Origin of the sequence: Streptomyces sp. NPDC005483 (assembly GCF_040606035.1) — a bacterium.
GTDB lineage: Bacteria > Actinomycetota > Actinomycetes > Streptomycetales > Streptomycetaceae > Streptomyces.
This window is the reverse complement of the sequence record NZ_JBEXEA010000061.1, coordinates 1-20,521: the sequence shown is the minus strand read 5'-3', so window position 1 is coordinate 20,521 and position 20,521 is coordinate 1. Positions and strand designations below refer to the sequence as shown.

The window sequence follows — 20,521 nt, the reverse complement described above, 5'->3', positions numbered from 1 at the left end:
CATGTCACTCCGGGCCGCCGATCGGTTTCCGGCCGGTCGGCGGTCACAGGGAGAGGCAGCACAGCGTCTTCCGAAAGGACACCGCCATGGCAGAGAGCGTGAAGGGCCCCGCGAGCTACTTCCCCTCCATCGAGAAGAAGTACGGCCGCCCGATCGCCGAGTGGCAGGAGCTCGTCCGCTCCTCGCCGTTGACCCGGCACATGGAGCTGGTCGCCTGGCTGAAGACCGAGCACGGGCTGGGACACGGCCACGCCAACGCGGTCGTCGCCCACACCCTCGCGGAGGGCAAGAGCAGGTGATCCACCCCGCCGTGCCATGCTGGAACGGATCATGACGTGACACGGGAGTGAGTACGGCGGAGTGAACACAGCGAGGCTGCGCGACCAGGTGGCGGCGTCGGACCCGGGCCTGCTGCGACTGGCCGCCGGTCTGCGCACGGTGGGGGCGATCGCGCTCACTCTGGCCGTGCTCGGCCTGCTGGGGGTGAGCATCCCCCACCTGGTGGCGGGCGCCATCGCGGCGATGGTCGCGACCTTCGCCATCCGGGAGAAGCAGCGCGGCCCCCAGGCCGTGACGCTCGCCCTGGGCCTCCCGGTGGCCCTGGCCTCCCTGTCACTGGGCGCGCTCCTCAACTCCCGGGTGCTGGCCGGTGACCTCTTCTTCGTCGTGCTGATCTTCTGCGCGGTCTACAGCCGCCGCTTCGGCGACCGGGGCACGGCGCTCGGCCTGATCGGCTTCCAGGTGTACTTCGTGTCCCTGTTCGTCGGCGCCACCGTCTCCGGCCTGCCCGAGCTCTACGGCGTCCTCGGCGTCGCCTTCCTGTGCAGCGCGGTGGCCCGCTTCCTGCTGGTGCCGGAGACCCCGGTGGGCCTCCTCGAACGCCTGCGGGAGGCCTTCCGGGCCCGGCTGGCCCAGCTGGTCTCCGCGCAGCTCCAGCTGCTGGACGCCGGGCCCGATGAGATCGACGAGGCGCTGAAGGACGTACGCGAGGGAACCGCGCGGCTGCACGAGACCGCGCTGATGATCCAGGGGCGGCTGGAGAAGGGCACTTCCGACGCGGCCGCGGCGCGGCTCGTGCAGCGGCGTATCGCGGACGCCGAGATCGCCGCCGAGCGGCTCGGCCTGTTGCTGCTGACGGCCCGCAGCGCCGAGCGCGCGGACACCCTCACCCTGCATCTGCCCGGTGCGCCGGCCCCGCGGGCGGGACGGATGCCCGGCCGGGACGAGGCGATGGCCAGGGTGCGCCGCGATCTGGAGGCCCTACGGCTGCTGGTGCTGCGCCCGGTCGCCGCCAGGTCCGGCACCGCCCTGTCCCAGATCCGCAACCGGCTGCTCGGCTACCGCGAGGAGGAGAACCTCCCGGCTGCGCCGCCCGCCGTCCAGGACGTCTTCCGCGGCGTGGGCGAGGCCGCCCGCGCGGTCCTGGGCCTCAGGATCGCCCTGGACGGTCCGCAGGACGAATCGGACGACTCCCCCGCGACGGCCCGCTCACGCGAGGAGCTGGACGCCGAGGACGCCGTCATCGACGCCGGCGAGGAGGACGGCGGGTCACAGGAGGAGCTCACGGGGCTCAGGCGGCCCACCACCCGGGCCGCCGTGCAGGTGGCCGTGGGGTCCTCGCTCGCCATCGTCGGCGGCGAGTTCCTCTCCAGCCAGCGCTGGTACTGGGCGGTGCTCACCTGCTGGATCGTCTTCATAAACACCGCGTCCACCGGTGAGATCCTGGTCAAGGGCTACCGCAGGCTGGTGGGCACGGTTCTCGGCGTGCTGGCCGGGATCGTGCTGGCGGGGGTGGTCGGGCAGCACACCTGGACGGCGTTCGCCCTGGTACTGGTGCTGGTGTTCGCGATGTTCTACACCGCGCCGCTCTCCTACACCCTGATGTCGTTCTTCGTCACCGCGGCCCTGGGCCTGCTCTACACACTGCTGCACACCTACAGCCTCTCGGTGCTGGTGCTTCGGGTGGAGGAGACCGCGCTCGGCGCGGCCTGCGGGGTCATCGCGGCGGCGTTCGTCCTGCCGGTGCGCACCGACCGCCGTACGAACGACCTGCTCGTCACCGTCCTGGAGCGGCTCGAGGAGGTCACCGAGGCCGCCGTGGACCAGCTCAGCGGCGGCACCCCCGTCGAACTGCTCGACCAGGCGCGGGACCTGGACCAGGCGCTGGCCGACCTGCGGGCGGCCACCCAGCCGCTCACCCACCCGATCACGCCGATGCGGGCCCGGCGCGACACCGCGCGCTATGTCGTGGCACTGCTGGAGACCTGCGCGTACCACGCGCGCTCGCTGGCGGCCACGGCCGAACTGCTGCCCACGCACCCCTCGATCGCGGCGGATCCCCGGCTGCGCCGGGCCGGCCGGCGCATAGGGGACAACATCGCGGCGATTGCCGCGCATGTCGCCGACGAGCGCTCCACCGCCCGGGTGGAGACCGGGCCGAGCATCGCGTCGCTCCTGGAGACCGAGACGCCCGGCACCCCGCGCTTCGGCCGGGTCACCGACCGCGTGCTGCGGCACGTCCAGCGGCTGGACGAGACCCTGGTGGGTCTGGCCCGGCCGCTGGACGTGCCGGTCGCGGCGCCCAGGCGATAGGGCGGCGCTCAGAGGTCCGTGGGCAGACCGCTCACCTCGGCGATGCCGCGCAGCTCGTCGTCGAGTTGCCGGCGTTCGCGGATGTAGTCGGCGATCTCACCGAGGCGGACCGGGTCGGAGGCCGTGTCCGCGTCGGTGACCACCCGGATCGGGCTGGGGCTGTCATCGACATGGAGTTCGATCACCTTGTTGTCCATTCGGCCGGTCACCGCGGTGGCGATGACCAGGGCGGCCTCGTCGCGGATCTCCTGGGGCAGCCCGTCCTGCTGGCTGTCCTCCAGCGCGAAGTCCAGGGCGGGCAACTGGTGCTCCTCGATCGCCCGCAGGACCGGCCGGACGACACTGAGCAGGAGCTCGTAGTCGTCCGAGGCCATGCGGATGCGCAGAAGGTCCAGGTAGACGTCCACGGGCCTACCGTCGGGCGGAAGCTCGGGTTCGTTCATGAACCCCGGGTTCCCCGTGACGCGCCGCTCAGACCCGCCGCCAGCGGGCCATCGCGAAGGAGAAGATTCCGAACAGCACCAGCCCGACGGCGATCAGGACGAGCAGCCACGGACCCACCGGGGTGTCGGCGAAGGAACGGAGCGTGTCGTCGAGGCCCTTCGCCTTCTTGGGCTCGTAGTCGACCGCGGCCCGGACGGCGAACGCGCCCGCCGCGGTGAACACCACGCCCCGCGCCACCCCGCCGCCGACCCCCGTCACGTCGACCAGTTTCCTGACCCGCCGGCTCATCGCCGCGAGCTTGAGCTTGTCGTGGAAGGACCTGCGCAGCGCCTGTGCGGCGATCCACACACCGGCCACCGCGACGCCGACGCCCGCGGCACCCACGAGCCACTGGCCGCCGGGCCACTCCAGGGCCCTCGCGGTGATGTCCTTGGACTGCTTGTCGCTCGATCCGCCGCTGCCGGAGCCGGCCGCGAAGGACAGCACGGAGTAGGCGACGAACGCGTAGAAGACGCAGCGGGCCGCGGACAGCAGCCGTTTGGTGGCCTTGCGGCCGTCGGGACCGACCGCGCCGAAGACGACCTCGGACAGCCGCCACAGGGCCATGCCGACGAGCCCGATGGCCAGTGCCCACAGGACGACGGAGCCGAACGGCTTGTCGGCGAGGGCGGCGAGGGCGCCGCCGCGGTCGGCCTGGCGCTTGCCGTCGCCGAAGGCGATCTGCAGTGCCAGCACGCCGACCAGCAGGTAGATCACTCCGCGGGCGGTGAATCCCGCGCGGGCGGCGCCCTCCGTGACGGAGCCGCGGGCCGCACGTCTGGCCTGGATCCGGCCGGCCTGTGCCGTGGAGCTCGTGGAGCTCGTGGTCATGTAGATCTCCTGGAAGTCCGGATACCGCCTGGTGGGCGGTCACACGGGGTACGGTCAGTCGGCAAGTCGCGCGGGTTCCGGCATGGCCGCGAGCAGGCGGTGAGCCGTCTCGAGGGCCAGCCGCACGTCCCGCGTGCCGGTGGACACACAGAGCGTGTAGGCGAGGTCCCGGGCCCGCGGGCTCGGTTCGGACGCCGTCGCGGACTCCTCGGCGTGCAGTGCCTCGTACTCCTGGACCAGTCGCCGCAGGAACGTGCGATCGGGTATCAGCATCGGACTCCCTCCCCTTCCTCTTCTCTCAAGCCTCGGTCGGCCCGTCGGCCTGCCGCCGCGCCCGGTCCGCCAGCGCCTCGTCGCGCACGCGGGCGCAGCTGCGGCTGATGAGCCGGGAGACATGCATCTGCGAGATGCCGAGCTGGTCGGCGATACTGCTCTGTGTCATGTCCTCGAAGAAGCGCATGTAGAGAATGGCGCGCTCCCGCTCGGGCAGCCGGCGCAGGCCCTCCTTGGCCGACTCGCGGTCGACCACGACGTCGTACGACGTGTCCGGGCCGCCCAGGGTGTCGGCGAGGCTGTAGCCGTCGTCGCCTGCCGAGAGTTCGGCGTCCAGGGACAGGGTGCTGAAGCTTTCGAGGGCCTCCAGGCCGGTGGTGACCTCTTCCTCGGTCAGGCCGGTGTGGGCGGCGAGGTCGGCGGGCGTCGGTTCGGGGGAACCGGGGTTCTGGGTGAGTTCGCGCCGGGCCACTCGCACCTTGTTGCGCAGTTCCTGCACGCGGCGGGGCACCCGAAGGGCCCACATGCGGTCGCGGAAGTGGCGCTTGACCTCGCCGGTGATGGTGGGGACGGCGTAGCTCTCGAAGGCTCCACGTTCCGGTTCGAACCGGTCGATGGCCTTCACGAGCCCGAGGGCGGCGACCTGGCGCAGGTCCTCGAGCGACTCGCCGCGGTCGCGGAACCGGCCCGCGATGCGGTGGGCCATGGGGAGCCAGGCGGTGACGAGTTCGTCGCGCAGGGCGTCGCGCTCGGGGCCGTCCTCCAGCCCGGCCAGCCGGGCGAAGAGGGCCATGGTGTCGGGGGCGTCGTCGTGCCGCCGCCTGCTGGAGGTGGTGGGACGGTCCTGGGTGGCGGGACGGTCCTGGGTCGTGGGACGGCTGGTCGACGTGTCGGTGAGCATGCGGATTCGCTCCTGAAGAACGGGTTCAGGGACTGACCGCGGGAGGATTGGCGCCGGGACCGCCGAAAGGGGCCCGCAGCAGCCATACCGCTCCCGCTGGCGCGCCTCCGGTCCGAAGCACGAAACTGCGTCTGCCCTGCTGTATGGGGCCCAAACTCCGCTGTCGAAACTCCGTTTTCCGGTGGCTTCCTCAGGAGTGTCGGATCAGCTCAGTGGCACCACGGCCGTGATGCACTTCCCGCCCGACGGCAGGTCGGTGACGCGGACGTCGCGGGCCAGCCGGCAGACGATCGGCCAGCCGTGGCCGCCGGGCCGCCACCTGCCCTGCGGATCGACGGGCTGCTTGGCGACCGGCAGCGCGGCGCTGCGGTCGCTGACCGAGACGCACACGACCCGGCCCTCGACGGTGACGTGGAAGTCGGTGATGCCGCCGCCGTGCAGGATGGCGTTGGTGGTGAGCTCGGAGGCGACGAGCAAAGCGTCCGAGAGAGCCTGCGCGTCGCACGGGGTGTGCGTGGCGCGGCAGCGTTCGGACACGGCCCGCTCGACCGCCTGGCGTGCCTCGGCCGGCCTGCACGGCCGGGGCCGTACGCGCCGGCGCGCGATGGAGAGTTCGGGGGTGGGGGTGGCTTCGGTCCTGTGCTCCTCGCACATGACGTGGCTCCTGATCAGTGGATCGACTGGTTCTCGGGTCGGTGAAGCAGAAGCCGGGCCCGCCCGGACCCACGACACGGTGACCGTGCTGTACGGTGCGCGCCCTCCGTAGGCCTCCACTAATCGGCTGACCTCTGCGCGCCGGGTCAAACCTCCCCGTTCCGGGCGCGACACCGGGCCATTCGATCGCGTTCCCGGGGTACGCGCACTGCATGACGGATGTTGTGGACTCAGATGAACTGCTGCGTCGGATCCAGCGCGCCCGGGCCTGTGCGGCGGAGGAGGAGCGGTCCTGGCGGGCCCGGAGCGACGAGCTGGAACCCTCCGATCCGGAGGCCGCCCGGGACGCCGCCGTACGCACCCTGGCCTACGAGGCCGTGACCCGGGTGCTGGACGAGGTGATCAGGCCGGGCAGTCGCTGACCGTCGGCCGGACCCGGTCCGAACGGATTGACCCACGTCCGGACCGGGCACCCGGGGCCGATGACTGTCGACCACACGCAAGCACCGGTACTGGAAGCCCTGGCCGACTACCACCGCCGGGGACAGCTGTCCTTCGCGCCGCCGGGACACAAGCAGGCGCGTGGGGCCGATCCGGAGGTGCGCCGGACGCTGGGCGACGCGGTCTTCCTCGGGGACGTACTGGCGTCGGGCGGCCTCGACGACCGGCTGACCCGGGGTCGGGTGCTGGAGCGGGCCGAGGAGCTGATGGCCGACGCCGTGCACGCCGACCACACCTTCTTCACCACGTGCGGGAGTTCCCTGTCCGTGAAGGCGGCGATGCTGGCCGTCGCGGGGCCGCACGAGAAGCTGCTGATCGGACGGGACGCGCACAAGTCGGTGGTGTCCGGGCTGATCCTGTCCGGGATCGAGCCGGTCTGGGTCGAACCGCGGTGGGACGCCGAGCGTCACCTGGCACACCCGCCGTCCGCCGCGGAGTACGAGCAGGCCTTCGAAGCCCACCCCGACGCGAAGGGCGCCCTGGTCACCAGCCCGACTCCGTACGGCGCCTGCGCGGCCCTCGGGGACATCGCCGAGGTCTGCCACCGCCGTTCGGTCCCGCTGATCGTGGACGAGGCGTGGGGCGCGCATCTGCCCTTCCATCCCGACCTGCCGTCCTGGGCCATGGACGCGGGCGCCGACATCTGTGTGACCAGCATCCACAAGATGGGCAGCGGCCTCGAGCAGGGGTCCGTCTTCCATCTGCGGGGCGATCTCGTCCCGCCGGACCTGCTGAAGATGCGCGCCGACCTGCTGGGCACCACCAGTCCCTCGGTGCTGCTCTACGCCGGCCTGGACGGCTGGCGCCGGCAGATGGCGCTGCGGGGCAAGGAGTTGATGGGCGGGGCGCTGGATCTCGCGGCCCGCGTCCATGCCGCGATCGAGGAGATCGACGGAATGCACGTCAACGACCGCGACGACTTCTGCGGGCCCGGTCTGGCCGACGATCTCGACATGCTGCCCGGCGTCATCGACCTCTCGGAACTCGGGATCAGCGGATTCCAGGCCGCCGACTGGCTGCACGAGCACCGGCACATCGACGCCCACCTCAACGACCACCGTCGTATCGGGATGCAGATCACGCACGGCGACGACGAGGAGACGACCGGCGAGTTGCTCGCGGCGCTCAGGGATCTCGCCCGGGCCGCCCTGGAGTTGGCCCCGACCCCGCGCATGGAGGTCCCGCCGCCGTCCGAGCTGCGGATGGAGCAGGCCAGGCTTCCCCGGGACGCGTTCTTCGGCCCGGCCGAGAACGTGCCGGTCGCCGAGGCCGCCGGGCGGATCGCGGCCGAGATGATCACGCCGTACCCGCCGGGGATCCCGGCCGTGCTGCCCGGTGAGCTGCTGACGGAGCCTGTACTGGGGTATCTGCGAACGGGGCTGGCGGCGGGCATGAACCTGCCCGACCCCGCCGATGCGAAGCTGGAGACGATCAGGGTCGTAAACACCTCCGTCGAGTGAAACCGAGTGAAACCGGTCACGCGCCTCGGTTTTGGTTGCGCGAAATCGCCATGGATGGTTTACGGTTCATCCATACGTGGTGACGGGGTCGACAGACCGTCCTCCGACATCACCTCTGACTGCCCTGGCTGGCCTCCCCCGTCCAGCCAGGGCTTTTTCATGCCCCGCGCAGTTCCTCCCGTCCGCCGAGGTGCCCCGGGCGGCGGCAGCCGCTGAAATGGGCGTAGGCACAACACCGGAAATCCCTCGCCGGCGAGGAGCCCCGCGTCATGACCAAAGCGATAAAACTGCTGACCGCCCTGCCCCCGCCGCAGCGGCAGAGCCTGATGACGCTCGCCAAGGAGGTCTCCTTCCCCGAGGACTTCCCCATCTTCGAGGCGGGCGGTACGGCCGACCGCTTCTGGGTCATCCGCTCCGGAGCGGTCTCGCTGACCCAGCAGGTGACCACGCAGCACCGGGTCACCGTCGCCGGACTCGGCTCGGGCGACCTGCTCGGCTGGTCCTGGCTGTTCCCGCCGTACCAGTGGGACTTCGGCGCGGAGGCCTTCAGCCCGGTGCGGGCCTACGAGTTCGACGCGGCGGCGGTGCTCCGGCTGTGCGAGGAGGACCGGCAGCTCGGCATGATCCTGGTCCGCAGCGTCGCCGAGATCCTCGCCCACCGCCTGGAGACGACCCGGGGCAAGCTCATGGACCAGTACGGCTCGCACCGGCGCAGCGCTCTCTAGTCCCGCACGCCGGGCGGCTCCGGGGCTCGGACGCGGGGGCGGCACCGTGCAGGCCAGGGTCAACACGACTCTGACGCGCTAGCGGCGGACCGGGCCAGCACCACGGCCACCACCAGCACGCCACCACCGGCAACCGCGGCGCGCACGCTGCCGGGGCCGCCGAGGTCCGGCACGGCCGGCCGCTCTCCCGGCTCAGACGCGGCAACGGCACCGCGCAGGCCAGGGCCAGTATCACGGCGACCACCAGCAAGCACCACCGGCAACCGCGGCACGCACGCCGGAGACCGAACCCGCCGCGCGCCCTGCAGCACCCGGCGAGGCGCAGCCACCGAGGTCCGGCACGGCCGGCCGGCCGCTCTCCCAGGCTCAGACGCGCTATCGGCACCGCGCAGGCCAGGGCCAGCATCACGGCGACCACCAGCAGGCCACCACCGGCAACCGCGACGCGCACGCTGGCGGGGGTCGCCTAGGTCCGGCACGGCCGACTGCTCTCCCGGGCTCAGACGCGGTAGCGACGCAGCGCCGGGACCGCGAAGGCCAAGGCCAGCATTACGGCAACCACCAGCACGCCACCACCAGCAACCACGGCGCGCGCGCCGAAGACCAACCCGCCGCGCCCCCTGCAGGACCCGGCGAGGCGCACGCCACCGAGGCCGGGTACGACCCGCCGCTCTCCCGGGCTCAGACGCGGTAGCGGCGCAGCGCCGGGACCGCGCAGGCCAGGGTCACCATGACGGCGACGACCAGGAGGCCGCCGCCGGCGACCGCGGTGCGGGCGCCGAAGATCGAGCCCGCGGTGCCGTGCAGGACGTCGGCGAGGCGGGGGCCGCCCGCGACGACGACCGTGAAGACGCCCTGCATCCGCCCGCGCATCTCGTCGGTGGCTGCGGAGAGCAGGATCGCCCCGCGGAAGACCATCGAGACCATGTCGGCGACCCCGGCCGCGGCCAGGAACACCACGGCGAGCCACAGACTCCCGCTCAGCCCGAACCCGGTGATGGCCACGCCCCAGGCGACGACCGCCCCGATGACCATCCAGCCGTGCCGGCGGGCCCGCGAGAACGTGCCGGAGAACAGCCCGCCGACCACCGCGCCGATCGGGATGGCGGCGAACAGCAGACCCAGCGCCAGTCCTTCGCCGTACGGGGTGTAGGTCTCGGAGGCGAGCTGCGGGAACAGGGCCCGGGGCATGCCGAAGACCATGGCGATGATGTCCGCGAGGAAGGACAGCAGCAGCACCTTGTGGGCGGAGATGTAGCGGAAGCCCTCGACGATCTCGCGTACGCCCGCCCGGCGTGCCATCGCGGCGGCGAGCGGCGGCAGGGAGGGCAGCCGGTACACCGCCCAGACCGTGACGCACAGCGCCAGGGCGTCGATGAGATACAGCTCCGGCAGGCCGATCACCGGTATCAGGACACCCGCGAGCAGCGGTCCCATCACCTGGCCGGTCTGCATGACCGTCGAGCCGAGGGCGTTGGCGGCGGGGAGCTGGCCCTCTGGCACCAGACGGGCGATGGAGGCGTTGCGGGCAGGGGAGTTGAGACCCCAGAACGCCTGCTGCACCGCGAGCAGGAGCATGAGGACCGCCACCGAGTCGAGCCCGCTGACCGCCTGGAGCCAGAACAGCACCGAGGTGACGGCGATGCCGCTGTTGGTGACCAGCAGCAGCTTGCGGCGGTCCATGCTGTCGGCGACCGCGCCGCCCCACAGCGCGAACACGATCAGCGGCAGCAGTCCGGCCAGGCTCGCGGCGCCGACCCAGGCCGAGGAGCCGGTGATGTCGTAGATCTGCTTGGGCACCGCGACCGCGGTGAGCTGGCTGCCGACGGCCGTGACGATGGTCGAGCTCCACAGCCGGCGGTAGGCCGGGATGCGCAGCGGGCGGGTGTCCATCGCCCAGCGACGCCAGCCGCGCCGGGGCGGCGGTGCCTCGTCCGGTGCGGCTGTCTGGGGTTCGGTGCTGCTCTCGCCGGTGTCCACGGGCTTCCTGGTTGCTCGTTACATCTATCGGGTCCGGGGTTCACTATCGCAGCACCGCCCAGGAGTTCGGGACGCGATGTCTCAGCTTTCGGAACGCGCGGTCGGAGTTTTCATGCTCCGGCCACGAGCGTGAGACCCAGGACGATCATCGTCACGGCGACCAGCGCGTCGAGGACCCGCCAGGCGGCCGGCCTGGCCAGGAAGCGGCTGAGCAGCCGGGCCCCGAAGCCGAGCGCGGCGAACCAGCACAGACTGGCGAGCGCGGCGCCGAGCCCGAAGGTCCAGCGCAGCGGGCCGCGGTCGGCGGCCACGGAGCCGAGCAGGAACACGGTGTCGAGGTAGACGTGCGGGTTGAGCCAGGTCATCGCCAGACAGGTCAGCACCGCTCGCCGCCGGGAGCCCGCCGCCTCGCCCTCGGCCCGCAGGCCCGACTCGCCCGGCCGGAAGACGCGGCGGGCGGCGAAAACGCCGTAGCAGAGCAGGAATCCGCCACCGATCCAGCCGACCAGGGTGAGCGCGCCCGGCCAGGCCACCACCACGGCACCGACGCCGCCGACCCCGAGAGCGATGAGGAGCGCGTCGGACAGGGCGCAGATGCCGACGACGGCCAGGACCGCGTCGCGGCGGATTCCCTGGCGCAGCACGAAGGCGTTCTGGGCGCCGATGGCGACGATGAGTGAGAGACCGGTGCCGAAACCTGCGGCAGCGGCGGACAGAGAAGCGGGCATGGACTCGACGGTACGGAGACGATCACCGCGCGTACAGCTAAAGATTCTTACGTATCATTAGCTGACGTGATGATGAGCGAGCTTCCCCTGGACCAGGTGCGGACTCTGCTGGCGGTGGTCGACGAGGGCACGTTCGACGCCGCGGCGGCCGCTCTGCATGTGACCCCTTCGGCGGTGAGCCAGCGGGTGAAGGCGTTGGAGCAGCGCACGGGGCGGGTGCTGCTGGTGCGCACGAAGCCGGTGCGGCCGACCGAGTCAGGCGAGGTGGTGGTGCGGTTCGCCCGCCAGCTGGCCCGCCTTGAGCGGGACGCTCTCGCCGAACTGGGCATGCCGAGTGAGGGGGAGGTGACCCGGGTGTCGGTCGCGGTGAACGCGGACTCCCTGGCGACCTGGTTCCTGGGAGCCCTCACGCGGGTTCCCGACCAGGAGCGGCTGTGCTTCGAGCTCCGGCGCGAGGACGAGACGCGTACGGCGGAACTGCTGCGGGAGGGACTGGTGATGGCGGCGGTGACGTCCTCCCCCGAGGCCGTGGCGGGGTGTTCGGTGCGCGCGCTGGGGCGCATGCGGTACCTCGCGGCGGCCGGCCCGGATTTCGTCGAGCGGTGGCTCGGCGGGTCGTTGCCGGACGGGCTGGCGGACGCGCCGGTGGTCACGTTCGACCGGAGCGACGACATCCAGGACGGGTTCCTGCGCGAGCTCGGTCGGGACGGGGCGAGTCGGGTGCGGCACGCGGTGCCCACGTCGGAGGGGTTCGTGGAGGCGGTCGCGCTGGGACTGGGGTGGGGGATGGTGCCCGAGGTGCAGGCGAATCCGCTGCTGCGCGCGGGGCGGTTGATCTCGCTGGCGCCTGACCGGCCGGTCGATGTCCCGTTGCACTGGCAGCAGTGGAAGCTGGATTCGCCCGCGTTGGCGGCGCTGGCCGATGCCGTGGCGGCGGCCGCGTCGGAAACGCTCCGGTGAGGCTCGCCCCTTCAGGGGCGCTGCCTCTCCACACTGTCCAGGAGCATGTCCAGCGCCGTCGGATAGGCGCTCGTGACCATGCGAGTCGCCAGGAGACGTGCCGCCTCGGCGATCCTCGGATACCTGTCGGCGGGCAGCCGCGCGTACGTCGAGCGCCACTTTTCCTCGTCGGCGTCCAGCGCCGCGCTCGGCAGGGCCAGGGACGCCGCGTCCAGGGCAGCGAAGGCCAGCGTCTGGTCGATGAAGGCGTGGTAGATCCGCACGGTGTCCGGGAGGGCGAAGCCCGCCCTGCGCAGGATGTCCAGGACCGCCTCGTCCGCGGCCAGTTCGTGCGCCCGGCCGGTGACCCTGCTGGTCGTCAGCACGGCGGCCTGGGGATGGGCGACGTACGCCGCGTGGATGCGCAGGCCCACCTCGCGCAGATCGTGCCGCCACTCCCCCGCCGGTTCCCAGCCCTCCAGCGCCTGCCCGATCAGGGCGTCGCCGATGGCCAGCGTCAGGTCGTCCATGCCGCGGAAGTAGCGGTAGAGCGTGCTCGGGTCGGCGTCCAGGGCGAGCCCCAGGCGGCGGGCGGTGAGGCCGGTACTGCCGTGTTCGCGGAGCATGCGCAGCGCCGTCTGGACGATCAGCTCCTCGGACAGCACGGTCCCGCTCCTGGTGGGCCTGCGCCGACGGCGTCTCTCCTCGGGGACGACGGGCTTCGGCATGACGGTCCCTCCTCGTGCCGGTACCTCTTATGCCAACGCCATTGACCTTATGTGAGCGCACGGCGTTGTATCGCAGCCGGGGCCCCTACCTCTGCGACCTCGACCCGTCAGGGAGTGTTTGTCATGCGTGTACTGCTCGTGGGCGCCGGGGGCGTCGGCACCGCCATCACCCGGATCGCCGCCCGGCGGCCGTTCTTCGACGCCATGGTCGTCGCCGACTACGACCTGGCCCGCGCCGAGGCCGCGGTGACCTCGCTCGGCGACCGGGCCGACCGGTTCCGCGCCGAGCGCGTGGACGCGAGCGACGAGTCGGCCGTGACGGCCCTGCTGGAGCGGCACTCCTGCGACGTCCTCCTCAACGCCACCGACCCGCGGTTCGTGATGCCCCTGTTCCGGGCGGCGCGTGCCGCCGGGGCGGCCTATGTCGACATGGCGATGTCCCTGTCCCGCCCGCATCCCGAGCGGCCGTACGCGGAGTGCGGGGTCAAGCTCGGCGACGAGCAGTTCGCGCAGGCCGACGAGTGGGAGAAGGCGGGGGCGCTGGCCGTCGTCGGCATGGGTGTGGAGCCGGGCCTCTCGGACGTCTTCGCCCGGTACGCGGCCGACGAACTCTTCGACGAGATCGAGGAGATCGGTGTCCGCGACGGTGCGAACCTCATCGTCGACGGCTACGACTTCGCCCCCTCCTTCAGCATCTGGACCACCATCGAGGAGTGCCTCAACCCTCCGGTGGTCTACGAGGCCGACCGCGGCTGGTTCACGACGGAGCCCTTCAGCGAGCCGGAAATCTTCGACTTTCCCGAGGGCATCGGTCCGGTCGAGTGCGTGAACGTGGAGCACGAGGAGGTGCTGCTCGTCCCCCGCTGGGTCGGCGCCCGCCGCGTCACCTTCAAGTACGGCCTGGGCCGCGAGTTCGTCGAGACGCTGAGGACACTGCACCTGCTGGGCCTGGACCGCACCGAGCCGGTGACCGTGCCGAGTCTCGCGGGCCCGGTCGCGGTCTCACCGCGGGACGTCGTGGCCGCGTGTCTGCCCGACCCGGCGACACTGGGCGACCGGATGCACGGCAAGACCTGCGCGGGCACCTGGGTGAAGGGCGTGAGGGACGGGGCGCCGCGCGAGGTGTACCTCTACCACGTGGTCGACAACCAGTGGTCCATGGCGGAGTACGGCTGTCAGGCGGTGGTGTGGCAGACCGCCGTGAACCCGGTCGTCGCCCTCGAACTCCTCGCCACCGGCGCCTGGTCCGGCGCCGGTGTCCTCGGCCCGGAGGCTTTTCCGGCCCGTCCCTTCCTGGATCTGCTGACCGCGTACGGCTCTCCGTGGGGCATCCGCGAGCAGTGACCGGGCGCGTCCCAAGGGACCCGGTGGTTTCACGGCGCATCGACAGGTGACCCGAAAGCGAGTAAGGCATGCACGAGGGCACGTACGACTTCGATCGCAGGTGACTTTGATGGACAACTGGCGAACCCATGCCGCGTGCCGCCGTGAGGACCCGGACCTCTTCTTCCCGATCGGCACCACGGGCCCCGCACTGGTCCAGACGGAGCAGGCCAAGTCCGTCTGCCGGCGCTGCTCCGTCCAGGAGCAGTGCCTTCAGTGGGCGCTGGACACGGGACAGGGCATCGGCGTCTGGGGCGGCACCAGTGAGACGGAACGGCGGGCGCTCGCCCGGCGTACGGCCGCCGCGCGGAGAAGGTCCGGCTGACGGGGCGATCCCGAACGGGGTCCGGCTTGATCGGCCGACTGAACGGGTCCGGCTTGACCGGGCCCGTTCAGTTGCCTGTGCGGCGCAGCGGGCCCCAAGGGTTCTCCTGCCGGTCCACCGCGTTCTGCGCCTCGCCGATCACCCGGGGGTCGATCCAGCACATCGGCCGCACGTCCGCGACGAGCGGCTCGTTGTCCGGCCCCCGGCCCCGCTCACGGCCCTGGAGCACCCAGGGGCGTACGCCGGGGCCCTTCTCGTGCGGCAGATGGGAGTAGTCGTACAGGCGCCGGGCCACCCACAGCTGTACGGGGCGCCCCTGCCACCAGTCCTCGACGTCCAGCGGGTTCGCCGACAGTCCCGGCAGGGACAGGCCGGTGAGTTCGTCGGTGCTGGACCCGCGGGCCAGATCGACCTCGGGGCCGCGTGACCAGCGGACGTACAGCCGCTCGTGCCGTTCGGCCAGGCTTCCCAGTTCGGCGAGTGTCCGCACCACCGGCAGCCCGTCCGACACGCTCATGTCCCGACCTCCCCTTTGCTCTCGCGGGACTTCGGGGTACCCGCACGCCGCGAGCGGAATCAGGCGTCCGGCCGGGGTATCGGCCCCCCGGGCAGCCGCAGGGTGAACACGCTGCCGGTACCGGGCTCGCTCGCCGCCACGACCGTTCCGCCGTGGGCCGCGACCAGGTGCCGGACGATGGGCAGGCCGAGGCCCGAGCCACCGGTACGACGGCTGCGGGACTTCTCCGCGCGCCAGAACCGGTCGAAGACGTGCGGCAGGTCGTCGGGCGCGATGCCGGTGCCGGTGTCGGCGACCGCCAGGACGATGTCGTCGCCGTCCCGGCGCGCGGACAGGGTGACCGAGCCGCCGGCCGGGGTGTGGCGCAGCGCGTTGGACACCAGGTTGCCGAGCGCCTGCCGCATGCGGACCGGGTCGGCGTCCAGCCAGGGATCGCCGTCCACGCCGGTGCGCAGCGTGACCCGGGCCGTGTCGGCGGCGACGCGGTGGGCCGCGGCGACCTGCTGGAGGAGTTCGTCGCAGCGGACGGGCTCGCGGTGCAGCCGCAGGGTGCCGGCGTCGGCGTCCGCGAGGTCCTGGAGGTCGTCGATGACGCGCTGGAGGACGAGGGCCTCGTCGTGCAGGGAGCCGAGCAGGACGGGGTCGGGGTCGACGACACCGTCCCGGGTGACCTCGAGCCAGCCCCGGATGTTGGTGAGCGGGGTGCGCAGTTCGTGGGCGATGTCGCTGACCATCGCCTTGCGCTGGGCTTCGAGGCGCTCGCGGCGTTCGGTGAGGTCGTTGAAGGCGACGGCGAGGATGCCGGTCTCGTCCCGGGTGGTGACGGGGACGCGCACATGGAGTTCGGGCGGCTGCTGGGCCGCCGCCGTGAGCGCGCGCAGCGGCCGCACCAGCCGGGAGGCGACCAGCGCTGTCGCGGCGACGGTCACGGCGAGCACGAGACCGGCCGTGCCGACGACCTTGGCCTTGTTGCCCGGGGACATGTCGAACAGCACGGCGGGCGTGTCCCCGGTGCCGAGGAAGAGTTCGGCCACCGGTGCCACGTACGGGTCCAGCTGGGCCCGGCGGGCGTCGTCGAAACAGGGCTCGGCCAGACTCGCCTCCTGGTCGCCGAGTTTGCTGGTCACGGGGGCCCGCACGTCCGTCCCGCCCAGGACGGTCCCCAGCGTCGCGGCGGCGTCGGCGCCCAGCCCGGCTTTGACCAGGCAGGGTCGGGCGAGGCGCTGGAGCGCCTTCGTCGCCTTCTCCTCCGTCGCGGTGGGGGTGTTGAGCAGTCCGTCGGCGCAGGCGTCGGGCACGTAGTCGGGGGTGGAGCGGCCCTCCGGGCCGGTGAGGAAAGTGCGCCCGCTCGGGGTACGGCTCAGCTCGGTCTCCAGACCGTGCTGGGAGAAGCAGAGCTGTCGCTTGTGGGCCAGGGCGTCGACCTTGACGCGTTCCGCCTCGGGGAGCCGGTAGGGGCCCACCGCTCGCGGGTCGATGCCGGGGATCTGGGCGCCGCGCTCGCTGTAGGTGTCGGTGTGCAGTGGGTCGACGGCGGCGGCCGCGCTCGGCGGAAGGGAGGTGCCGGGCCGCGCGGAGTCCGCGATGACCCGTCGGTCCGCACCGGTCAGGGCGATACGGCGGCCGGTCCTGGCCGACAACTCCCTCACCGTCCGCGCTACTTCGGACCAGTCCGGATGGGTCGCCGCGTATCCGCTGAGCTCGGCGAGGACGTCCATGTCGTCGGCGAGCGCCTGGCCCTGTTCCTCGCGCAGGGCCTGAGTGGTGGTCGCCACGGCCAGCCAGGCCGTCGCGGCCACCGAGCACACCGCGATGAGCCCGGACGTGATCAGCAGGCGGACCAGGAGCCGCTTGTGCAGGGGTATCCGCGCGCTCATGCGCGGCCGCCGCTGAGCTTGTAGCCGACGCCGAACACCGTCAGCAGCCGCGCCGGGCGCCGTGGATCGGCCTCGATCTTGCGGCGCAGGTTCATGATGTGCACGTCCACCGCGCGTTCGGTGGAGGCCCGGTCGGTGCCCCGGGTGACTTCCAGCAGCTGCCGCCGGGAGAAGACCCGTTCGGGCTCGGCGGCCATGGCCAGCAGGATCTCGAACTCGGCCGGGGTGCACTCCACCGGCGCCCCGTCGCACCGCACTTCGTGCCGTACGGGATCGACGGCGAGGTCTGCGGCGCGTACGACGGGATCCTCACGCCGCTCGGACACGGCACCCCGTCCGCTGCGTCTGAGGACGGTCCGGATACGGGCCATCAACTCGCGCGGGCTGTAGGGCTTGGTCATGTAGTCGTCGGCGCCCAGTTCCAGGCCCAGCAGGACATCGTCCTCGGCGGACCGTGCGGTCAGCATCACCACGGGGATGTCCGCGTCACGGCGCAGCACCCGGCACACCCCGAAGCCGTCGATCACCGGCAGCATCAGGTCCAGGACGACGAGGTCGGGGGCGACCCGCCGGACCGCGTCCAGGGCGGCCCGCCCGTCGTGGACCACGGTGGCGGTGTGACCCTCCGCGAGCAGGGACCGCCGTATGAGTTCGGCCTGCATCTCGTCGTCCTCGGCGACCAGCACATGTGCGCACACCCGGCGGATCCTAAGCGCTTCAGCCGGCGAGGGACTTGGCGTCGCCCATGACGACGACGGGACGCAGCTCCGGGTCCAGGGTCCGCAGCAGTACCTTCATGTGCTTCTCGGCGATGCTCACACAGCCGTGGGTGGGCCCGCCGTGATCGACGTGCAGCCATATCCCGCCGCCGCGCCCCGCGCCCAGCGGCCGGGTCCAGTCCAGCGGTGAAGTGCCGGGCTGCCGGTTGTAGTTGATGGCGATCACGTAGTCGAAGGACCCGGCCAGCGGCTCGCCCTCGAAGCCCGTGCCGGGTGAGGTGAATCCGGCACCGCGGTCGTACGGCAGCTTGGTGCCGGGGTCCTTCAGCAGTCCTCCGGCATCCGTGAGGGTGTACACGCCGACCGGTGAGCGCAGGTCGCCGGCCAGGTGGTGGTCGCTCCAGCCCTTGAGCGCGTTGTGCGCGGGCCAGCTCGCCCCGGCCTGCCAGCCGGCCGCCGTGCGCTCGTAGAGCACCACGGTGGAGGCCGACGAGTCGCGGCCCCGCCCGGTGACCACGACGGCCTGCCGGGTGCCGGCCGGTATCTTCGCCCACGTCTTCGGTCCCAGGCCGGGTATCTGCTGGGGTGCGGCCTCGACGGACATCTCCGGCGAGGGAGTGGTCCGCGACGGCTCCGGGGACGGCGTCGGCATGCCCGCTGTGCCGGCCACGGCACCGCCGCCGCATCCCGTGAGAAGCAGGGATGCGGCGAGCAGGGTGACGTGGGTTCTGCGTGTGATCATGGGACGACTCTGGCCGAGACTTGTAAGAAACTCGTCAGGTTCTAGGGCCGGTTCGGCTTACCCGGGGTGTCGAGCCAGGTCCGGAACAGGCCGTCCAGGTTCTTACCCGAAACCCGTTCCGCGAGGCACTCGAACTGGGCGGTGGTGCCGTGCCCGTAGCGGTGCCCGGACGCCCAGGCGCGCAGGATCAGGAAGAAGGCCCGGTCGCCGACCGCCGTGCGCAGGGCGTGCAGGGTCATGGCTCCACGGGCGTAGACGGGGGTGCCGAAGATGTTGGCGCCACTGCCGGGGTTGCCGGGCGGGAACTCCCACAGGTCGTCGCTCGCGGGTTTCGCGTAGAGCTCGTCGAAGCTCTTCTGCGCGCTGTCACCGCCGTGCTGTTCGGAGTAGAGCCACTCCGCGTAGGTCGCGAAGCCCTCGTTGAGCCAGATGTCCTTCCAGGAGGTGAGCGAGACGGAGTCGCCGAACCACTGGTGGGCGTTCTCGTGGACGAGGGTGCTCAGGTCGGGCGCGCGGTCGTAGACCGGACGGCTCTGGGTCTCCAGCGCGTAACCCACGTTCGGGGCGTGGTCCACGATCGATCCGGCGGCCCGGAACGGGTAGGGCCCGAACAGCTTGCTCTCCCACTCCAGGACGGAGGGCAGCTTCTTGAGCACGGGTGCCGCGGCGGCGGCCTCGCGCGAGTCGACGGCGTTGTAGACGCGGACGCCGCTCCTGGTGGTGAACTGCTCCACCTTGAACTTCCCGACGGTCGCGGTGGCCAGGTAGGCGGCCATCGGCTCGCTCTGGCGCCAGCGGAACGTGGTCTTCCCGTGCGCGGTCCGTTCGGAGAGGAGCACGCCGTTGGCGACCGCGGTGCGCCCCTGGGGGACGGTGATCGTGAAGTCGTACGACGACTTGTCCTTGGGGTGGTTGTCCGCCGGGAACCAGGTCATCGCGCCCTGCGGTTCCCCGGCGACGAAGGCTCCGTCGTCGGTGGGGATCCAGCCGTCGAGCGAGCCGTCCGGGTCGGTGACGGGGCCGGGCTTCCCCTCGTAGGTGACGGTGATGGTGAATCGTTCCCCCTTGCGCAGGGCGCGCTGCGGGGTGACGACGAGTTCCTGTCCGTCGCGGCGGAACCCGGCCTTGGCGTGACCGACCGTCAGACCGGTGACCGTCAGACCCTTGAAGTCGAGGTCGAAGCGGGTCAGGCGCTGGGTGGCGCGGGCCGTGAGGACCGCCTTCCCGTCGAGGTGACGGCTCGCGGTGTCGTAACCGAGCGTCAGATCATAGTGCTCGACGTGGTATCCGCCGTTTCCGGCGAGCGGGAAGTAGGGGTCGCCGGCTCCGGACGGGCCCGTCGACGACGGCGCGGCGGCCCCGAGCAGAGCGGTGAGGGCGAGGGGGGTGGTGACGAGGACGAAGGTGCGTCTGACGGCCTTCGGCACGTGCTCTCCTACAGGTCGGGGGGTGGACAACGGCTTCACACTAAAGGCCCCCTTGCCGGCAACTCACCCTTGATCAGGTCAAGTCGCGCCGGACTCCGCAGTACGCTCCCGACGCAGTCACCCCCTTGTCGAGAGGCCGCCCGTGAGCGTGCGCATCCGCCGTGTCTACGAACCCCCCGAGCCCGCGGACGGCGTCCGCGTCCTGGTCGACCGGTTGTGGCCGCGAGGTCTGTCCAAGGAGGCGGCCCGCGTCGACGAGTGGCCGAAGGCGCTCACCCCGTCGACCGAGCTGCGCCGCTGGTACCACGCGGGCGAGGGCTCCTACGAGGAGTTCGCCGAGCGGTACGAGGCGGAGCTGGCCGACCCGGAGGCGGCCGGACTTCTCGACCGCGTCCGGGAGTGGGCGAGCCAGGGCGACGTGACCCTGCTGACCGCGTCGAAGACGCCGGAGCGCAGTCACGCCACCGTGCTGGCGCGCTTGTTGGGGTCGTAGGGTCCGGCCCGACGGATCAGGCCGGCGTCACGGAGTCCGGCACGCCGACCCCCGGCTCACCGCGCTCCCCGCTCGTGGCGCCGTACCTCGGAACCCGTCCGATCCGCCGGGCGACCGGCCCTGGCCGACCCGTTCCAAGCCCCCGGGGCCTAGGGTCTGTCCGGCGGATCAGGCCGGCTGCAAGAAACGGTGCTGCTCGGTGCAGGTGAGCGGGGCTGGGTGCGTCTGGCTGCAAGGCGGAGG

The 20,521-nt window shown here is 71.9% G+C and carries 22 protein-coding genes; 9 read left to right on the top strand and 13 right to left on the bottom strand.

What is annotated here, in order from left to right; translation table 11 throughout:
* Positions 1-86: 86 nt before the first annotated feature.
* Together ABZT06_RS47580 and ABZT06_RS47575 are read left to right on the top strand one after the other, a co-directional pair.
* On the top strand, positions 87-299 hold the full coding sequence (locus ABZT06_RS47580) for a DUF4287 domain-containing protein (RefSeq protein ID WP_355755487.1): 213 nt from the start codon (positions 87-89) through the stop codon (positions 297-299).
* 61 nt (positions 300-360) lie between these two features.
* Positions 361-2,592 (top strand): FUSC family protein, encoded by a 2,232-nt coding sequence (locus ABZT06_RS47575; protein ID WP_355755484.1) that lies wholly within the window; start codon positions 361-363, stop codon positions 2,590-2,592.
* Between the two features lie 8 nt (positions 2,593-2,600).
* Here the strand turns inward: ABZT06_RS47575 and ABZT06_RS47570 are convergent, their stop codons facing one another.
* From ABZT06_RS47570 to ABZT06_RS47550, 5 genes are all read right to left on the bottom strand, one after another.
* Positions 2,601-3,035: a hypothetical protein gene (locus tag ABZT06_RS47570; RefSeq protein ID WP_355755482.1), complete on the bottom strand. Its 435-nt coding sequence runs from the start codon at positions 3,033-3,035 to the stop codon at positions 2,601-2,603.
* Positions 3,036-3,063: 28 nt separating this feature from the next.
* Complete coding sequence (locus ABZT06_RS47565; protein ID WP_355755478.1) at positions 3,064-3,906, bottom strand: DUF1206 domain-containing protein; 843 nt, start codon at positions 3,904-3,906, stop codon at positions 3,064-3,066.
* Positions 3,907-3,960: 54 nt separating this feature from the next.
* Positions 3,961-4,179, bottom strand: a complete 219-nt coding sequence (locus tag ABZT06_RS47560) for a DUF5133 domain-containing protein (RefSeq protein WP_355755476.1) — start codon at positions 4,177-4,179, stop codon at positions 3,961-3,963.
* A 25-nt stretch (positions 4,180-4,204) separates the two neighbouring features.
* On the bottom strand, positions 4,205-5,080 hold the full coding sequence (locus tag ABZT06_RS47555; RefSeq protein ID WP_355755474.1) for a SigB/SigF/SigG family RNA polymerase sigma factor: 876 nt from the start codon (positions 5,078-5,080) through the stop codon (positions 4,205-4,207).
* A gap of 204 nt (positions 5,081-5,284) precedes the next feature.
* Positions 5,285-5,734: an ATP-binding protein gene (locus ABZT06_RS47550; RefSeq protein WP_355755472.1), complete on the bottom strand. Its 450-nt coding sequence runs from the start codon at positions 5,732-5,734 to the stop codon at positions 5,285-5,287.
* Between the two features lie 212 nt (positions 5,735-5,946).
* Here ABZT06_RS47550 and ABZT06_RS47545 point away from each other — a divergent pair, with 212 nt between their 5' ends.
* From ABZT06_RS47545 to ABZT06_RS47535, 3 genes are all read left to right on the top strand, one after another.
* Complete coding sequence (locus tag ABZT06_RS47545) at positions 5,947-6,156, top strand: hypothetical protein (protein WP_007379740.1); 210 nt, start codon at positions 5,947-5,949, stop codon at positions 6,154-6,156.
* 60 nt (positions 6,157-6,216) lie between these two features.
* On the top strand, positions 6,217-7,695 hold the full coding sequence (locus ABZT06_RS47540; RefSeq protein ID WP_355755469.1) for an aminotransferase class I/II-fold pyridoxal phosphate-dependent enzyme: 1,479 nt from the start codon (positions 6,217-6,219) through the stop codon (positions 7,693-7,695).
* A gap of 269 nt (positions 7,696-7,964) precedes the next feature.
* On the top strand, positions 7,965-8,420 hold the full coding sequence (locus ABZT06_RS47535) for a cyclic nucleotide-binding domain-containing protein (protein ID WP_355755467.1): 456 nt from the start codon (positions 7,965-7,967) through the stop codon (positions 8,418-8,420).
* 681 nt (positions 8,421-9,101) lie between these two features.
* Here ABZT06_RS47535 and ABZT06_RS47530 read toward each other — a convergent pair.
* Both ABZT06_RS47530 and ABZT06_RS47525 read right to left on the bottom strand, forming a co-directional pair.
* Positions 9,102-10,400 carry an MFS transporter gene (locus ABZT06_RS47530; RefSeq protein WP_355755465.1) on the bottom strand — a complete coding sequence of 433 codons (1,299 nt, stop codon included), beginning with the start codon at positions 10,398-10,400 and terminating at the stop codon, positions 9,102-9,104.
* A 110-nt stretch (positions 10,401-10,510) separates the two neighbouring features.
* Positions 10,511-11,128, bottom strand: a complete 618-nt coding sequence (locus ABZT06_RS47525) for a LysE/ArgO family amino acid transporter (protein WP_355755463.1) — start codon at positions 11,126-11,128, stop codon at positions 10,511-10,513.
* 69 nt (positions 11,129-11,197) lie between these two features.
* On the opposite strand from ABZT06_RS47525, the gene ABZT06_RS47520 reads away from it, so the two are divergent.
* Complete coding sequence (locus ABZT06_RS47520) at positions 11,198-12,088, top strand: LysR family transcriptional regulator ArgP (RefSeq protein ID WP_355755510.1); 891 nt, start codon at positions 11,198-11,200, stop codon at positions 12,086-12,088.
* 11 nt (positions 12,089-12,099) lie between these two features.
* On the opposite strand, the gene ABZT06_RS47515 is transcribed toward ABZT06_RS47520, so the two are convergent.
* Positions 12,100-12,795: a helix-turn-helix domain-containing protein gene (locus tag ABZT06_RS47515; RefSeq protein ID WP_355755461.1), complete on the bottom strand. Its 696-nt coding sequence runs from the start codon at positions 12,793-12,795 to the stop codon at positions 12,100-12,102.
* 123 nt (positions 12,796-12,918) lie between these two features.
* Between ABZT06_RS47515 and ABZT06_RS47510 the strand changes: the two genes are divergently transcribed.
* Both ABZT06_RS47510 and ABZT06_RS47505 read left to right on the top strand, forming a co-directional pair.
* A complete protein-coding gene (locus ABZT06_RS47510) occupies positions 12,919-14,139 on the top strand; it encodes a saccharopine dehydrogenase C-terminal domain-containing protein (RefSeq protein WP_355755459.1) in 1,221 nt (406 codons plus the stop codon).
* Positions 14,140-14,248: 109 nt separating this feature from the next.
* The gene (locus tag ABZT06_RS47505) at positions 14,249-14,503 is read left to right on the top strand and encodes a WhiB family transcriptional regulator (protein ID WP_355755457.1); all 255 of its coding nucleotides are present in this window, start codon (positions 14,249-14,251) and stop codon (positions 14,501-14,503) included.
* 67 nt (positions 14,504-14,570) lie between these two features.
* Here the strand turns inward: ABZT06_RS47505 and ABZT06_RS47500 are convergent, their stop codons facing one another.
* From ABZT06_RS47500 to ABZT06_RS47480, 5 genes are read right to left on the bottom strand one after another with little or no spacing between them, the layout of a single operon-like run.
* Positions 14,571-15,020 carry a DUF6098 family protein gene (locus tag ABZT06_RS47500; RefSeq protein WP_355755455.1) on the bottom strand — a complete coding sequence of 150 codons (450 nt, stop codon included), beginning with the start codon at positions 15,018-15,020 and terminating at the stop codon, positions 14,571-14,573.
* A gap of 59 nt (positions 15,021-15,079) precedes the next feature.
* Entirely contained in the window at positions 15,080-16,897 is a 1,818-nt protein-coding gene (locus ABZT06_RS47495; RefSeq protein ID WP_355755452.1) for a HAMP domain-containing sensor histidine kinase, read from the bottom strand.
* Positions 16,894-17,595 (bottom strand): response regulator transcription factor, encoded by a 702-nt coding sequence (locus tag ABZT06_RS47490; RefSeq protein ID WP_355755449.1) that lies wholly within the window; start codon positions 17,593-17,595, stop codon positions 16,894-16,896. The genes ABZT06_RS47495 and ABZT06_RS47490 overlap by 4 nt, the downstream gene beginning before the upstream one ends.
* Before the next feature lie 19 nt (positions 17,596-17,614).
* Positions 17,615-18,358, bottom strand: coding sequence for a L,D-transpeptidase family protein (locus ABZT06_RS47485; protein WP_355755445.1), 744 nt, complete (start codon positions 18,356-18,358; stop codon positions 17,615-17,617).
* A gap of 41 nt (positions 18,359-18,399) precedes the next feature.
* Positions 18,400-19,785: a M1 family metallopeptidase gene (locus ABZT06_RS47480; protein ID WP_355755443.1), complete on the bottom strand. Its 1,386-nt coding sequence runs from the start codon at positions 19,783-19,785 to the stop codon at positions 18,400-18,402.
* A gap of 142 nt (positions 19,786-19,927) precedes the next feature.
* Between ABZT06_RS47480 and ABZT06_RS47475 the strand changes: the two genes are divergently transcribed.
* Complete coding sequence (locus ABZT06_RS47475) at positions 19,928-20,278, top strand: DUF488 family protein (RefSeq protein WP_355755441.1); 351 nt, start codon at positions 19,928-19,930, stop codon at positions 20,276-20,278.
* Positions 20,279-20,521: the final 243 nt, after the last annotated feature.

Bases quoted from the DNA above. Each gene is read 5' to 3' on its own strand.
- ABZT06_RS47510 (WP_355755459.1), top strand. From the start codon at position 12,919: ATGCGTGTACTGCTCGTGGGCGCCGGGGGCGTCGGCACCGCCATCACC.
- ABZT06_RS47515 (WP_355755461.1), bottom strand. From the start codon at position 12,795: ATGCCGAAGCCCGTCGTCCCCGAGGAGAGACGCCGTCGGCGCAGGCCC.
- ABZT06_RS47545 (WP_007379740.1), top strand. From the start codon at position 5,947: ATGACGGATGTTGTGGACTCAGATGAACTGCTGCGTCGGATCCAGCGC.
- ABZT06_RS47535 (WP_355755467.1), top strand. From the start codon at position 7,965: ATGACCAAAGCGATAAAACTGCTGACCGCCCTGCCCCCGCCGCAGCGG.
- ABZT06_RS47580 (WP_355755487.1), top strand. From the start codon at position 87: ATGGCAGAGAGCGTGAAGGGCCCCGCGAGCTACTTCCCCTCCATCGAG.
- ABZT06_RS47495 (WP_355755452.1), bottom strand. From the start codon at position 16,897: ATGAGCGCGCGGATACCCCTGCACAAGCGGCTCCTGGTCCGCCTGCTG.
- ABZT06_RS47550 (WP_355755472.1), bottom strand. From the start codon at position 5,734: ATGTGCGAGGAGCACAGGACCGAAGCCACCCCCACCCCCGAACTCTCC.
- ABZT06_RS47555 (WP_355755474.1), bottom strand. From the start codon at position 5,080: ATGCTCACCGACACGTCGACCAGCCGTCCCACGACCCAGGACCGTCCC.
- ABZT06_RS47500 (WP_355755455.1), bottom strand. From the start codon at position 15,020: ATGAGCGTGTCGGACGGGCTGCCGGTGGTGCGGACACTCGCCGAACTG.
- ABZT06_RS47525 (WP_355755463.1), bottom strand. From the start codon at position 11,128: ATGCCCGCTTCTCTGTCCGCCGCTGCCGCAGGTTTCGGCACCGGTCTC.
- ABZT06_RS47540 (WP_355755469.1), top strand. From the start codon at position 6,217: ATGACTGTCGACCACACGCAAGCACCGGTACTGGAAGCCCTGGCCGAC.
- ABZT06_RS47505 (WP_355755457.1), top strand. From the start codon at position 14,249: ATGGACAACTGGCGAACCCATGCCGCGTGCCGCCGTGAGGACCCGGAC.
- ABZT06_RS47560 (WP_355755476.1), bottom strand. From the start codon at position 4,179: ATGCTGATACCCGATCGCACGTTCCTGCGGCGACTGGTCCAGGAGTAC.
- ABZT06_RS47565 (WP_355755478.1), bottom strand. From the start codon at position 3,906: ATGACCACGAGCTCCACGAGCTCCACGGCACAGGCCGGCCGGATCCAG.
- ABZT06_RS47570 (WP_355755482.1), bottom strand. From the start codon at position 3,035: ATGAACGAACCCGAGCTTCCGCCCGACGGTAGGCCCGTGGACGTCTAC.
- ABZT06_RS47520 (WP_355755510.1), top strand. From the start codon at position 11,198: ATGATGAGCGAGCTTCCCCTGGACCAGGTGCGGACTCTGCTGGCGGTG.
- ABZT06_RS47485 (WP_355755445.1), bottom strand. From the start codon at position 18,358: ATGATCACACGCAGAACCCACGTCACCCTGCTCGCCGCATCCCTGCTT.